The sequence below is a fragment of the Brucella tritici genome (assembly GCF_008932295.1).
GTDB classification, from domain to species: domain Bacteria; phylum Pseudomonadota; class Alphaproteobacteria; order Rhizobiales; family Rhizobiaceae; genus Brucella; species Brucella tritici.
In genome coordinates this window covers 119652-133017 of record NZ_WBWA01000001.1, presented here as the reverse complement: position 1 = coordinate 133017, position 13366 = coordinate 119652, and the positions used below count along the sequence as shown (strand labels likewise).

Sequence of the window (13366 nt, the reverse complement as noted above, 5' to 3'; positions counted from 1 at the left end):
AATCATGGCTGGATCGAGCGCGTCTGGTGTTCTCAATTCTCTTCGTGCAACGCTTGATGCGCGCGAAGCCGAACTTGTCGAAATTCCGCTGATCCAGCCAGCCGATCCATTTCTGGATATGGCGGGTGAGGATTTGCGCCGCCGTATTTTTCTGACCGAAAACGAGAATGGCGATAGTTTATGCTTGCGACCGGAATTTACAATTCCCGTCTGCCGCAACCACATCGCTCTGAATGCGGCCACGCCGAAGCGCTATGCTTATCTGGGCGAAGTGTTCCGTCAGCGTCGTGACGGAGCGGCTGAATTCCTTCAAGCGGGTATCGAAGACTTGGGCGCTTCAGACGAAGCCGCATCGGATGCGCGCTCGATTGCTGATGCGCTTTCCTGTGTTCGTGCGGCGGCTCCTGAAGCAGAGCTCGATATCGTTTTGGGCGATCAGTCGGTTTTTGCTGGCATGCTGAAAGCGCTGGGCCTGCCACAAGGCTGGCGCAAGAAGCTTTTGCGTTCTTTCGGCGATGCGAATTCGATGGAGCAGGTACTAGCCGAGCTGACTGGCGCACAGCGGCGTGATCCATTGCCGGAAACCCTTGCCGTTCTGGTCGCAGAAGGCGACGAAACCGGGCTTGCGCGCATGCTGGAAGCGGAAATGCTCGAAGCTGGCATTTCGCCTAGCTCTGGACGCTCGCCCGCAGAGATTGCACGGCGGTTGATCGAAAAGGAAGATTTGGCGGCCACGCGCTTCCCGGCATCTGCGCTCGATCTCCTGAAGCAGTTTCTCGAAATGCGTGTATCGCTTGATTCCGCAGCCGTTACCTTGCGGGCGTTCGCATCGGAACACGCCCTTGATCTTGCTGCGGTATTACAGAAGTTTGAAGCGCGTAGTGAAGCTGTTGCGAATGCGGGGATTGCCACGAAAGATATTCTCTACGACGCCTCCTTCGGACGCCCGCTCGATTATTACACGGGCCTCGTCTATGAGATTCGTGCCGCAGGCGTGGAGAAGGATGCTGTTCTGGCAGGCGGTGGCCGCTATGATCGCCTTCTGACCATGCTTGGCGCTTCCGAAAACATTCCCGGCGTTGGCTTTTCCATCTGGCTGGACCGGCTTCAGGCCCTGGCGGGAGAGAAAAAATGAGTGTCACCCTCGCATTGCCGTCCAAGGGACGGTTGAAGGAACAGACGCTCGCAGTGCTCGAAAAGGCGGGCTACAAAGTGGTTCTGCCAGACGACTCGCGTAATTACCGAGCGCGTGTCGAGGGCGAACCTGATCTGGATATTCTGTTCCTTTCAGCTTCCGAAATTGCTCGCGAGTTGGGATATGGCAGCGTTGATCTGGGCGTTACAGGCGAAGATCTTGTTCGCGAAACATTGGCGCATTCGGAAGAACGCGTGGCTATAGAAGCCGAATTGGGATTTGGTCATGCCGACGTGATCGTGGCAGTGCCTGAAGTCTGGCGTGATGTGACCAGCATGGCCGATCTGGATGATGTAGCGGCGGATTTCCGCCAGCGCCATGGTCGTCGTCTGCGCATCGCCACCAAATATTGGCGACTGACACAGCAGTTTTTTTCGCAAAAGCATGGCATTCAGGTCTACCGCATCGTTGAAAGCCTGGGTGCTACTGAAGGCGCTCCGGCGGCTGGTTCTGCGGACATGATCGTTGATATCACATCGACCGGTTCAACACTGCGAGCCAACCGTCTCAAGGTTTTGGAAGATGGCGTTATTCTGCGCTCGCAGGCTTGCCTTGTTTCGGCGCGCCGTAGCCAAGAGAATGCACGAGTTACGGAAGTTGCGACCCGTATTCGTAAAGGGTTGGACGGGTAGATAACTTCGACTTTGTCTTTTATGTTACGATTTCACAATTGGCACTCGGAACAGTCCAGATGAACGGTGTGCGGAGATTGATTGGTCGTTGTGCTTGTGAAACCGTCCGTTTCACCGTACCAGATGAATTCGAATATGCTCTGAATTGCCATTGCTCACTATGTCGTCGTGCCACTGGCAGCGCATTCAAGGCTTTTGGCGGAATAAGAACCAACGCATTGGAAGAGGCGAACGACAGAGCGTTGCTCATGTTTGTCGGCAACGAGACCGATCACGACGTGCGCTGTGCTGCTTGCGGTTCCTTTCTATATTCTATTGTGCGCGATGGGGAATATGTTCACGTCAATTATGGTGTGTTGGCTGAGGAGCCAAGCCTGAAGCCGTCGGCCCATATTTTCGTTGGCTCGAAAGCTCCATGGTATGACATTCTGGATGACTTACCGCAATTCGAGGAGCATCCTCCTTTGTAGCCATTAGCGGTAGGAAGTGGAAATAAAAACCGCGCCATCCGAATGGCGCGGTTTTTTCATTCTCTTGACTGTACTTGATCAGCCGCGCTTGGCGTCAATCGAAAGCGAACCTGCGCCATGCAGGGCAAGGATGAACAGGCCACCGGCAATTGCGATGTTTTTCTGTGCCATCAGGGCATTCATGCCTTGCGAGTGTCCATATGAGCAACAAGCGTCGCGCCGATGGTGAACAGACCAACGATGGCTGCTGCGATGCGCGTCTGAAAGCCAACAAGAATTGCGAGGCCGCCGACAAATTCCACCAGGCCGACAATGACAGCCGTAGCGGTTGGAACCGGAAGGCCGAGGCCAGCGAAGTAACCTGCGGTGCCCGAGATGGCGGTCAGTTTGCCATAGCCGGCAAGGATGAAGAGAATCGAAAGAAAGATGCGGGCGATGAGCGTTACAACGCCATTGGACTGCGGAGTGATAGAGGACATGCGGGGCTATCTCCTGTTGAACTGGGGCATCAATTAACGATTGCGGACTGTCAAGGAAAGCCGTCTAATCCTCGACAGTTCGTTTACAGTATGAATACAATTCATTCTGGCGCAATCATTCTCTCCGCGCGCACCAGCCGCTCATAGTCTTCTTCCGACACCAATCCGCTCGCCAGTGCCTCTTCGCGCAAGGTCGTTCCATTCTTGTGAGCAGTCTTGGCGATCTTGGCTGCATTGTCATAACCGATGGCCGGGGCCAATGCGGTCACAAGCATCAGCGAGCGGTCCAGCAGTTCCTTGATACGGTTCAGGTTCGGTTCGATTCCGTCTATACAATGATCAGCAAATGACACCATGGCGTCGCTAAGAATGCGGATTGATTGCAGGACATTATATGCGATCACCGGTTTGAACACATTGAGCTCAAAATGGCCTTGGCTTGCGGCAACCGTAACTGTTGTCTGATTGCCGAATACCTGTGTTGCCACCATCGTCAGAGCTTCGGCCTGAGTCGGATTGACCTTGCCCGGCATGATGGAAGACCCTGGTTCATTTTCCGGCAATGAAAGTTCACCCAAGCCGGAGCGCGGACCTGAACCAAGGAAACGGATGTCGTTGGCTATCTTGAACAGGTCTGCCGCCAAGGCGTTCAGGCTGCCGTGGAAGTTGAGAATGGCGCCATGGCTGGCAAGAGCCTCAAATTTGTTGGGTGCAGTCTTGAAAGTCAGTCCGGTAATTTCGCTCACAGCTTCGGCGAAGCCTGTATCAAAGCCGATTGGTGCGTTCAGGCCTGTGCCGACGGCGGTTCCGCCTTGCGCAAGCAAAAAGACGTCTGCGAGTGATTGCTCAACGCGATGACGCGCATATTCCAATGCGGCGCGATAACCGGAAAATTCCTGTCCGAGTGTGACCGGCGTCGCGTCCTGCGTATGGGTACGGCCGATCTTGATGATATCTTTAAAAGCCTCTTCCTTGGCCTGGAGCGCCTTGGTCAGATGTTCAAGCGCCGGATAAAGCCGATTGACTGCTTCAACCGCCGTGGCGATATGGATCGCCGTCGGGAAGCTATCATTGGACGACTGGCTCATATTCACGTGGTCATTGGGGTGGACCGGCTTCTTGGACCCCTTTTCACCGCCAAGAAGTTCGATAGCCCGGTTTGAGATGACCTCGTTGGCATTCATGTTCGATTGCGTTCCCGAACCGGTCTGCCAGACGACCAGTGGAAAATGGTCATCGAGCTTGCCCTCGATGACTTCTGAAGCCGCTACAGCAATGACCTGACCGAGAACTGGATCGAGTTTGCCGAGCGCAATATTGGTTTCCGCTGCCGCGCGCTTGACGACACCCAATGCATGAACCAACGGTAGTGGCATGCGCTCTCCACCGATCTTGAAGTTTTGCAATGAGCGTTGCGTTTGTGCGCCCCAGTAACGGTCTGCAGGAACATCAATCGGTCCGAACGTATCTGTCTCGGTACGCAAAGCGGTCATTTCAGGTCTCCGGGTAGCTTGGACTCGAAACCGAGCCATTCAAAGCAAATATAGCACCGCTAAGTCCTTGGCGGGCTAATGTTTCTTCGTGAAATTTTTATATCGCTATCACTTGATAAAATATGACGGTAAAAGTCAAATTTTATTGACCGGACCTGCACGGTCAAGCGTCATCCTCATCGTCACTGTCGTCCGTTTCGGAAATCCAGGCGGTCGGTTCGATTTTGCGCTGGGTCTTGCTATCGGTGAATGTCCACCAGCCTGTATCTGTCTCATCCCATTGACCGCCGCCGGCCTGCAATTGGGCTAGCGTTCGATACTGTGCAATTGACTCATTGCGCTGGTCATCTTCATCGGTCCAGACGACTGTTATCTTACGGCCGTCTTTCGGAGCTGTGGTGATGGGAAGTTCTTTGCGCATATGATCATCCATTCCATTGTGACTGCAGATAATCATAGGGCATACAATGCCAGCGGCAAGCCGGAACCCCAACGTTCCGGCCTGCCGTCTTGTTTATGCTGAACGTGCAGACTTAAGAGCCTTGCCCCACCAGATCAACTGATCCAGCATATTCTTGGCGGCTTCCCCAAGATGCGGGAAATCGTCCAGCTTATTCTCGTTTTTGACGACAGCGAGATAATCAGGGAAAAGGATATGAACGCCGGTTTTGACTGACATAGAAGACATTTCGACGGCAATCATCCGCAGTTGTTCGACAGCGCGAGCGCCACCGACGCCGCCATAACCGACAAACCCCATTGGCTTCTGAATCCAGTCACCGTAGTCGATGGCATTCTTCAGAACGGCAGTAGGAGCGTGGTTGTATTCAGCTGCGGTCAGAATGTAGGCGTCGAACTCGCGCAGCTTGGTTTTCCATTTGTCGGCAGTTTCTGCTTGTGCAGTCGTAGTGGACGTGTCGCCATAGAAGCCCATCGGATAGTCGGCAACATCGAGGATTTCCACGTCCAGTTCGGGTCGTTCGGCAGCGAGCTTTGCAATCCACTGGGCGGGAACTGGGGCAAAACGTTGTTCGCGCGTGCTGCCGACGATGACTGCGACTTTGAGCTTAGACATAGATAGCACCTTTATTAGAGTGGTAACCATTGGAAACCGACGCTATATAAGTGACTGACAGGCGGCGCAAGGAGGCACTTTTATGAAACCCGGTGACTTCAAGGAAACCAGTGCATGCAGGACCGTAACAGAGATTTTGTCTCGCGTTGGCGATAAATGGACGGTGTTTGTGGTGAGTTATCTTGGCAATGGTCCAATGCGGTTTAACGAATTGCGCCGAACAGTGGATGGGATTTCGCAAAAAATGCTGACGACGACGTTACGTAATCTGGAACGGGATGGTTTCGTCAAGCGCACGCTCTTCCCGACAATCCCGCCAAAGGTCGAATATGAATTGACTGAATTGGGGTGCGATCTTTTGCGCCCTGTGCGAGCGCTGGGTGAGTGGGCCATAGCCAATGAAGCAAAGGTGATGATGGCTCGCGCTCGTTACGATGCCTCGGCATCAGCCAAGACAAATATCCACGCCGCGGAATAAGGGCCGATCTTCAAACGGTGCAAGTGGAAAGACAGGCCGAAGCCTGCCTTTCCTGTTGCCTGAGACAGGACTTCCAAAGTGCGGGGGCAAACAGGAAGTCCATCTCTATGTCATTCGGGATTGATCATGATTGGCGGTTATGAGTCAATCAGAAGTTTCTAAAATAAAGACTTTACTGCCGCAAAGCGCGAGCAGAGTAAATTTTTCATAAATCACAAATGGTTACGCAGCAGAAAAAGAAAGGCGGCCCAAGGCCGCCTTTCTCGCATTTTCATCAAAGTAAGCTTTGTGGACTTTTTAGAAGTCCATGCCGCCCATGCCGCCCATGCCGCCAGGCATGCCAGCCGGAGCTGCATCCTTCTTAGGCAGTTCGGCGATCATGGCTTCTGTCGTGATTAGGAGGCCAGCAACCGATGCTGCGTTCTGCAGAGCGGTGCGGACAACCTTGACCGGATCGACAACGCCAGCCTTGATCAGGTCGCCGAATTCGCCATTGGCAGTGTTGTAGCCATAGGTTTCAGAGGCATTTTCAAGGATCTTGCCAACAATAACCGAAGCTTCTTCACCGGCATTGGTCGTGATCTGGCGAGCCGGAGCCTGCAGAGCGCGACGAACGATGTTGATGCCAGCTTCCTGATCGGCGTTGATGCCCTTGGCAGAGATCTTGGCCGAAGCGCGGAGGAGGGCGGTGCCGCCACCAGCAACGATGCCTTCTTCAACCGCAGCGCGGGTTGCGTTCAGGGCGTCGTCAACGCGGTCCTTCTTTTCCTTCACTTCAACTTCCGTTGCACCGCCGACGCGGATCACGGCAACGCCACCAGCGAGCTTGGCAAGACGTTCCTGAAGCTTTTCACGATCATAGTCCGAAGAGGTTTCTTCGATCTGCTGCTTGATCTGCGAAACGCGAGCGTCGATTTCAGCCTTCTGGCCTGCACCGTCAACGATCGTGGTGTTTTCCTTCGAGATCGAAACCTTCTTTGCACGGCCGAGCATGTCGAGCGTAACGGTTTCGAGCTTGATGCCGAGGTCTTCGGAGATAACCTGACCGCCGGTGAGGATCGCGATGTCTTCCAGCATGGCCTTGCGGCGATCGCCGAAACCAGGAGCCTTGACAGCAGCAATCTTCAGGCCGCCACGCAGCTTGTTGACGACGAGCGTTGCAAGAGCTTCGCCTTCGACGTCTTCAGCGATAATGACGAGCGGCTTGGAGGTCTGAACGACAGCTTCCAGAACCGGCAGGAGGGCCTGAAGGTTCGAGAGCTTCTTTTCGTGCAGGAGGATGTAAGCGTCTTCCAGGTCAGCAACCATCTTTTCCGGGTTGGTGACGAAGTAAGGGGACAGATAACCGCGGTCGAACTGCATGCCTTCAACGACTTCGAGTTCGGTTTCAGCGGTCTTGGCTTCTTCAACCGTGATCACGCCTTCATTGCCGACCTTCTGCATCGCGTCAGCGATCATCTTGCCGATTTCGGCTTCGCCGTTGGCAGAGATCGTGCCGACCTGAGCAACTTCTTCCGACGTGTTGATCTTCTTGGCCTTGCCGAGAAGTTCAGCAACAACTTCGGTTACTGCGAGGTCGATACCGCGCTTCAGGTCCATCGGGTTCATGCCGGCGGCAACAGCCTTTGCACCTTCCTGAACGATTGCCTGACCGAGAACGGTAGCGGTCGTCGTGCCGTCACCGGCAGTGTCGTTGGTCTTTGAAGCCACTTCGCGCAGCATCTGTGCGCCCATGTTTTCGAACTTGTCTTCCAGTTCGATTTCCTTGGCGACCGATACGCCGTCCTTGGTGATGCGCGGTGCGCCGAAAGACTTGTCGATGACAACGTTACGACCCTTGGGGCCGAGCGTTACCTTAACAGCGTCAGCGAGGATATCGACGCCGCGCAGCATCTTTTCGCGCGCAGTGCGGCCGAATTTTACGTCTTTTGCAGCCATTTTACTCTCCTGGGAATATCCCGGTCAGATTATGGTGAATTGGATTTCTAGGATAAAAGCGAAACGCTTCCGGCTAATCAGCCAACGATACCCAGAATGTCGGATTCCTTCATGATCAGCAGGTCTTCGCCGCCGATCTTGACTTCGGTGCCCGACCACTTGCCGAACAGAACCTTGTCGCCAGCCTTGACTTCCAGAGCGATCAGCTTGCCAGCTTCGTCACGGGCGCCTGCGCCAACAGCGACGATTTCGCCTTCCTGCGGCTTTTCCTTGGCGGTGTCAGGGATGATGATGCCGCCAGCGGTCTTGGCTTCCGATTCAACGCGACGAACGACGACGCGGTCATGAAGCGGGCGGAACTTGATATCAGCCATGGTATAACCCTTGGTGTTATAGACGTTGAACCCTGTTAACGGATCGAGCCGATCCGCGCTTGTTAGCACTCATCATCTGAGAGTGCTAACGTGGCTCTGAGATAGAAGCCGGACCTTATCTTGTCAAGATTGCCTGAGAAATTTGACAGACAAATGATGGTTAATTTGCACCATCCTTAACGCGGAACGGCGAAGAGGTGGCTCTGTCCAACCCGGCATATGGTGATGTCGTTGGCAATATCAATCGACGAGACGCAAGTTTGACAATTCGTCGCCTATCTGCCGGAAGGTTTCTGCAAGATTTCCACCGGTAGAGTTCCAGAAAAGTTTTGCAGGCTTGCCGCCTTCCATGCGAACGCGCGAGTTCGAAGAGCAGGATTTGAGCAGATCGATCTGGGCTTTCTCATCGGTTTTGCTGGCGCTGAGATCAAGCGCCACGGTCATGATGATGACATTTGCAGCTTTTGCGTTGTTGCAAAGAGTATCGAATTTCGCATTCATAGCTTTGCCATAGACCGTGTTGTCCTGCGACACACCCACGCTCGTCTCCTGAAATAGGCGCGTACGTTCATATTCGGCAGGAACTTCACGTGTATATCCGTAGGCTGAATAATAAGACTGATTGCCAGCCCGATCCGAGCCGTTGTTCCCAAGTAGAGATTTATAAGTGTAGTAAGTGTTTGCGCCGTCGGTCAGAACAATCACGACTTTATCGTTTCCACGCTCGCTTTCCGACCGGCCCTCGGTAAAGGGAGCTGCATGAGCAACTGTTCGCCATCCCCACGCTAACCCCTCAGGCACGTTCGTGCCTCCATTCGCTTTCATGGCATTAATGGCATTCAGAATCGCAGTTTTGCCCTCATCCTTGGAAACGTCGGTAAGCAGCGTCAGAGGAGAGGTCGTGCAGCTATAGTTCGGGCCACCGTTCTCATCGAGACGGCCCGTTTTTCCTTTAAGATAATACTTGGTGATGTCTCGCTGTAGTTTTGCATAGTCACTACCGGTCAGATTTTCTTGCCACCAGTAGTTCAATCCTCGATCCTTGCCGCTAATATAATATTCGGCTGGCGCAAACATTGGCACAAACATGGTGGCCGGATTGGTTATGACGGGGGCAGAAACATCGAGTGCGTATTTGCCACTGCGAGCTTCAACACATCCCGTCCATTTCAGCCAAGATGTCGCATCTTTCGTGACAATATCATTGTAAAGAACTGTACGAGAGAAAGGCTTTCCGTCATCTAGCCCCCAGCCGGAACCGGATTTGTAGAAGCGTTTACTTCCCACCGGGTCCTCAACGATCTTGCGTGTGTTGTCGATTGTGGCGGGCAGATTGAAGTTTTCGAAGCTGACTTTATTCAGCCCTGCTGTATCCATCCATGGCGCATTCAGATATTGCGGACCGACATTTACTGAGCCAGCGAACGGAACAAGCGAAAACTGTACGGGTTTTTGAACGCGCGTAATGATGGAGGATTGCGCGGCCATGGTTTCTACCAGCTGCTTGGCTGCATCCTTGAGCAAATCCATGCGCTTTTTGTTCGAGCCGCTTCCGTAGTAATCCATTGAACCGGAGTTATCGAGGACCAATGCAACTTCAATCGTGTTCTTAAGTCTGACAGAAGAGTTAAGCGTATATTGGTATTGATCCCAGTTATCTCCTGTAAGGCGGGAAGCGACTATGCCAAACAGGGATTTGTATCTGAAGCCGGCGGTTGCTTGTACTTGCTGCTCTGTTTCCCTGCTTTCTGGAAAACTGACCTGAAACTGAACGGCGTTGACGCTCAACGCTGTGAGATTTGCGTTAAATATCTGTGCTCCATAGACTTGCATGTCAGATTGTGGGGCACCAGTGGAAAACCTTTTGCCCACAGCAAGTGCCGCAGCATCAAGCGAGGCCTGCACATTGTTGCGCACGCGCATGAGATTGGCTGTGTCAACCGCAACCATGCCAGCCAGAAGCAGAGGCACCAGCAATAACGCCGTTATCATTGCAAAGTTACCACGCTCGTCCCTGATGAAGAACGCGCTCGGTGATTGAAGCAAATGTTGACGAAGCCTGAGGGCTTGAGTGATCCAGTTTTTCAATTTGGCCCCCGCCGACGGTTGTGTCTGCGACACATGAAATGAAAAGTTGTATCCGCTCCTATCAGCATCTTTCTAACAGTCAGTCACGAAGCACGGTAAATGATCAATGAAACACACTATGGGATAATTGGACGCGCTCTCTCGGTCGGATATCCAGGCCAAAGGCCGTGACAGAAGTGGTCGGCTGGGTTAGATGGAGCGCTGGCTGCTTTTTCGGCAGTCTTCCAGAACTCCTATAGCGGTTCTCGCATTACAGATGAATTATCAAGAGGAAGCCATGAAGCAGCTCGAACGCCTCGACGATCTGACCGGCCAGTACGATGTGCTCTTCTGCGACGTATGGGGCGTAGTGCATAACGGCGTGTCGGCTTATCCGGCTGCAATCGAGGCACTAAAGCGCGCGCGGGCCAAAGGTGTTACGGTCATTCTCGTGACGAATTCTCCAAGACCTCATCCAGATGTGGAGAAGCAGATGCTAGGTCTTGGCGTTCCCGCCGATACTTATGATCGCGTAGTTACTTCGGGTGACGTAACCCGCGATCTGATCGCGGAAGGTCCGCGCAAGGTATTTCATATCGGCTGTGAACGCGAGCTGACCATCTATGACGGTCTCGATGTTGAACTGGTCGAAGAATTTGAAGCTTCAGGCGTCGTCTGCACCGGGCTTTATGATGATGAAAGCGAAACGCCGGACGATTACAAGGAATTGCTGGCCCGGTTGCGCTCCCGCAATCTTCCGTTCATCTGCGCCAATCCGGATATTATGGTTGAGCGCGGCACGCGACTGATCTGGTGCGCGGGTGCCCTTGCGCGCGAATATGGCCAGCTCGGTGGGCGCACACTTATTGCTGGAAAGCCGCATCGTCCGATTTACGAGGCAGCATTGCGGTTTGCCGAAGAGATTCGGGGTGAAAAGGTCGAGAAAAGTCGAATTCTCGGTATCGGTGACGGGGTTCTGACTGACGTGAAGGGCGCCGCGGACTTCGGTCTGGACGTGCTTTACATCTCCGGCGGAGTTCACGCAGCGGACTATACAACCGACGGTACGGTTGACATTGGCCGAATGGAAGCGTTTCTCCAGAAGCATGGCAACCGTCCGGTTGCTGCGCTTAATGCTCTTATTTGAACCTCAGCAATCTCGTTACGATCAATCGAAGTCCAGATTAAGATGACCAAATCCCACTTTCTGCGCCTTTCTGGAACGGATTCCTTGCCGGAACGCTTGCGGAATTGTGTGGTGGCAATCGGTAATTTCGATGGTGTCCATCGCGGCCATCAGGCCGTACTCGAGCGCGCGCTGGAGATCGCCGGAAAGCACGACCTGCCAGCGGTGGTTCTGACTTTCGAGCCGCACCCACGCAGTTTTTTCAAGCCCGACGCGCCAATCGATCGTCTGACTGCGGCGGCGAAGAAGGCAGAAATACTGCGTCTGATGGGATTTGATGCCGTTGTTGAACAGCCGTTTACCGGTGAGTTCTCATCCCGCTCGGCGGAAGATTTCGTCGAGCACATTCTGGTCGAGCGATTGCACGCAAGCTGTGTGGTCACCGGGTACGATTTTCATTTCGGCAAAGGCCGGCGCGGGACACCGGAGTTTCTTCAAAAGGCCGGTAAAGATGCTGGTTTCACGGTTACTCTGGTTGATGCCTTCACTGATGAAGGTGCCAATCTTGTCTCATCCACCCGCATAAGAAATCTGCTTTGCGAAGGTGATGTTGTTCAAGCAGCAGGACTTCTTGGTTATCGCTATATGGCCTGCGGCGAAGTTATTCACGGGAAGAAGCTCGGTCGAACACTCGGATTCCCGACCGCCAATATGAAAATCGACGCGCAGGCAGGCCTGAAGCACGGAATCTATGCCGTCAGGTTCAGGCGCGAGAATGGCGACCTTTACGATGGGGTCGCAAGTTTCGGTCGTCGCCCGACTGTCGATAGTGACGGTATACCCCTTCTGGAAACCTTCCTGTTTGATTTTTCGGGCGATCTTTATGGTGAGACCGCTTGTGTATCTTTCTTCGGGTTTCTACGTGGCGAGATCAAGTTTGACGGCCTTGATCCGCTTATCGAGCAGATGAGGCACGACGATGCAGAAGCGCGAGCCCTGCTTGCAAGTGCGAAACCACTTTCGGAACTGGATCGTTTGCTTTCTTTTGAGTGAGGCGAAATCCTGGTTTCGTTTTCCACTTAAGATTTAAATCAAATTTTACTTATTCTCGACAAAAAGGGATAAATGCCTCAAAACTTGTTGGGGCGCTTTTTGTTGGAGTTTAATGTGGCACGTATTGTTTCTCTGGCGCTCGTTGCAGGTGCTGCATTCCTGACGTGTAATTCGCTCGCTTTTTCTGCCGATGTACAACAAACTGATATTTATGCAGCAGAAACGGTTCAACCTGCCCGCAAGCATTTCTGGTCCGGAGATTGGTATCTCAAGGTTGGTGCGGCGGGCCTCGTCGCTCCGAAGTTCGAAGGCTCGAATAAATATCGCTTTTCTGCTCAGCCGCTCATCTCGCTTGGCCGACAGGGGGAAGCGACGCGCTTCTCGTCAAGAAATGACAACGTATCCTTCGCTGTGATTGACAATGATCGCTTCCGCGTGGGTCTCGCTGGAAAGCTGTTGTTCGAACGAGATGATGATATTCACGGCCTGAAAGATACAAAGTTCGGTGGTGAAGCCGGTGCGTTTGTTGACGTTTATCCTACCGACTGGCTGCGTGTGCGCGGCGAAGTGCGTCAAGGTATTCGTGCACATAAGGGCGTGGTGGCCGATATTGCTGCCGATGCATTCTATGATGTTACGCCGACTGTTCGCGTTTCGGGTGGCCCGCGAGCTACCTTCGCTTCAAAGGATTACTTCAAGACTTATTTCGGAGTAGATGCCGAAGAAGCAGCCGCATCCGGCCTATCAGAATATAACCCGGGCAGTGGCTTTAAGTCCGCAGGCGTTGGCGGAGCGATCACGTGGAAGGCGACTGACAAGATCGATACCAGTCTGTTTGGTGAATATAGTCGTCTGCAAGGACCTGCGAAGGATTCAAGCATCGTGAAGGAACGCGGATCCCCGAACCAATTCATGGTTGGCGTTTCTGCGACTTACCGTTTCGATTTCTCGCTGGACTGATCTCAGCGGCATAAATGTGAACATTT

The 13366-nt window shown here is 53.3% G+C and carries 13 protein-coding genes and 1 pseudogene; 7 read left to right on the top strand and 7 right to left on the bottom strand.

The features are described 5' to 3' along the window. The first annotated feature begins 4 nt into the window (after nt 1–4). The 3 genes from F9K91_RS00590 to F9K91_RS00580 are packed head-to-tail and all read left to right on the top strand — an operon-like array spanning nt 5 to nt 2297. Nucleotides 5–1135, top strand: coding sequence for an ATP phosphoribosyltransferase regulatory subunit (locus F9K91_RS00590; RefSeq protein ID WP_151555087.1), 1131 nt, complete (start codon nt 5–7; stop codon nt 1133–1135). After that, nucleotides 1132–1827 (top strand): ATP phosphoribosyltransferase, encoded by a 696-nt coding sequence (gene hisG, locus F9K91_RS00585; RefSeq protein ID WP_151555088.1) that lies wholly within the window; start codon nt 1132–1134, stop codon nt 1825–1827. The genes F9K91_RS00590 and hisG overlap by 4 nt, the downstream gene beginning before the upstream one ends. Nucleotides 1828–1886: 59 nt before the next feature. Then, nucleotides 1887–2297 (top strand): GFA family protein, encoded by a 411-nt coding sequence (locus F9K91_RS00580; RefSeq protein ID WP_151555089.1) that lies wholly within the window; start codon nt 1887–1889, stop codon nt 2295–2297. A 78-nt stretch (nt 2298–2375) separates the two neighbouring features. Here the strand turns inward: F9K91_RS00580 and F9K91_RS00575 are convergent. From F9K91_RS00575 to F9K91_RS00560, 4 genes and pseudogenes are all read right to left on the bottom strand, one after another. Beyond that, nucleotides 2376–2776 (bottom strand): annotated as a pseudogene (locus F9K91_RS00575) (DoxX family protein). A 101-nt stretch (nt 2777–2877) separates the two neighbouring features. Next, nucleotides 2878–4269: a class II fumarate hydratase gene (fumC, locus tag F9K91_RS00570; protein WP_151676914.1), complete on the bottom strand. Its 1392-nt coding sequence runs from the start codon at nt 4267–4269 to the stop codon at nt 2878–2880. A gap of 163 nt (nt 4270–4432) precedes the next feature. Then, nucleotides 4433–4690 (bottom strand): hypothetical protein, encoded by a 258-nt coding sequence (locus tag F9K91_RS00565; RefSeq protein WP_061346866.1) that lies wholly within the window; start codon nt 4688–4690, stop codon nt 4433–4435. A gap of 93 nt (nt 4691–4783) precedes the next feature. Then, nucleotides 4784–5344, bottom strand: a complete 561-nt coding sequence (locus F9K91_RS00560; RefSeq protein ID WP_151555092.1) for an NADPH-dependent FMN reductase — start codon at nt 5342–5344, stop codon at nt 4784–4786. Between the two features lie 82 nt (nt 5345–5426). On the opposite strand from F9K91_RS00560, the gene F9K91_RS00555 reads away from it, so the two are divergent. Continuing rightward, complete coding sequence (locus F9K91_RS00555; RefSeq protein WP_151555093.1) at nt 5427–5822, top strand: winged helix-turn-helix transcriptional regulator; 396 nt, start codon at nt 5427–5429, stop codon at nt 5820–5822. A gap of 297 nt (nt 5823–6119) precedes the next feature. On the opposite strand, the gene groL is transcribed toward F9K91_RS00555, so the two are convergent. The 3 genes from groL to F9K91_RS00540 all read right to left on the bottom strand — a co-directional run bounded on the left by groL (nt 6120) and on the right by F9K91_RS00540 (nt 10222). Further along, nucleotides 6120–7760: a chaperonin GroEL gene (gene groL / locus F9K91_RS00550; RefSeq protein ID WP_061346604.1), complete on the bottom strand. Its 1641-nt coding sequence runs from the start codon at nt 7758–7760 to the stop codon at nt 6120–6122. A 77-nt stretch (nt 7761–7837) separates the two neighbouring features. After that, a complete protein-coding gene (groES, locus tag F9K91_RS00545) occupies nt 7838–8134 on the bottom strand; it encodes a co-chaperone GroES (RefSeq protein WP_006472506.1) in 297 nt (98 codons plus the stop codon). A 240-nt stretch (nt 8135–8374) separates the two neighbouring features. Then, the gene (locus F9K91_RS00540) at nt 8375–10222 is read right to left on the bottom strand and encodes a TadE/TadG family type IV pilus assembly protein (protein ID WP_235912704.1); all 1848 of its coding nucleotides are present in this window, start codon (nt 10220–10222) and stop codon (nt 8375–8377) included. A 277-nt stretch (nt 10223–10499) separates the two neighbouring features. Here F9K91_RS00540 and F9K91_RS00535 point away from each other — a divergent pair, with 277 nt between their 5' ends. The 3 genes from F9K91_RS00535 (at nt 10500) to F9K91_RS00525 (ending at nt 13340) form a co-directional block, all read left to right on the top strand. Then, nucleotides 10500–11348: a TIGR01459 family HAD-type hydrolase gene (locus tag F9K91_RS00535; protein WP_151676913.1), complete on the top strand. Its 849-nt coding sequence runs from the start codon at nt 10500–10502 to the stop codon at nt 11346–11348. Nucleotides 11349–11390: 42 nt separating this feature from the next. Further along, nucleotides 11391–12380: a bifunctional riboflavin kinase/FAD synthetase gene (locus tag F9K91_RS00530; protein WP_151555095.1), complete on the top strand. Its 990-nt coding sequence runs from the start codon at nt 11391–11393 to the stop codon at nt 12378–12380. Nucleotides 12381–12452: 72 nt separating this feature from the next. Beyond that, nucleotides 12453–13340, top strand: a complete 888-nt coding sequence (locus tag F9K91_RS00525; RefSeq protein ID WP_412842124.1) for a MipA/OmpV family protein — start codon at nt 12453–12455, stop codon at nt 13338–13340. The last annotated feature ends 26 nt before the right edge of the window (nt 13341–13366 follow it).

Excerpts from the sequence above, each read along its gene's own strand:
- F9K91_RS00580 (WP_151555089.1), top strand. The coding sequence starts at position 1,887 with ATGAACGGTGTGCGGAGATTGATTGGTCGTTGTGCTTGTGAAACCGTC.
- fumC (WP_151676914.1), bottom strand. The coding sequence starts at position 4,269 with ATGACCGCTTTGCGTACCGAGACAGATACGTTCGGACCGATTGATGTT.
- hisG (WP_151555088.1), top strand. The coding sequence starts at position 1,132 with ATGAGTGTCACCCTCGCATTGCCGTCCAAGGGACGGTTGAAGGAACAG.
- F9K91_RS00560 (WP_151555092.1), bottom strand. The coding sequence starts at position 5,344 with ATGTCTAAGCTCAAAGTCGCAGTCATCGTCGGCAGCACGCGCGAACAA.
- F9K91_RS00555 (WP_151555093.1), top strand. The coding sequence starts at position 5,427 with ATGAAACCCGGTGACTTCAAGGAAACCAGTGCATGCAGGACCGTAACA.
- groES (WP_006472506.1), bottom strand. The coding sequence starts at position 8,134 with ATGGCTGATATCAAGTTCCGCCCGCTTCATGACCGCGTCGTCGTTCGT.
- F9K91_RS00565 (WP_061346866.1), bottom strand. The coding sequence starts at position 4,690 with ATGCGCAAAGAACTTCCCATCACCACAGCTCCGAAAGACGGCCGTAAG.
- F9K91_RS00535 (WP_151676913.1), top strand. The coding sequence starts at position 10,500 with ATGAAGCAGCTCGAACGCCTCGACGATCTGACCGGCCAGTACGATGTG.
- groL (WP_061346604.1), bottom strand. The coding sequence starts at position 7,760 with ATGGCTGCAAAAGACGTAAAATTCGGCCGCACTGCGCGCGAAAAGATG.
- F9K91_RS00525 (WP_412842124.1), top strand. The coding sequence starts at position 12,453 with ATGCCTCAAAACTTGTTGGGGCGCTTTTTGTTGGAGTTTAATGTGGCA.
- F9K91_RS00530 (WP_151555095.1), top strand. The coding sequence starts at position 11,391 with ATGACCAAATCCCACTTTCTGCGCCTTTCTGGAACGGATTCCTTGCCG.
- F9K91_RS00590 (WP_151555087.1), top strand. The coding sequence starts at position 5 with ATGGCTGGATCGAGCGCGTCTGGTGTTCTCAATTCTCTTCGTGCAACG.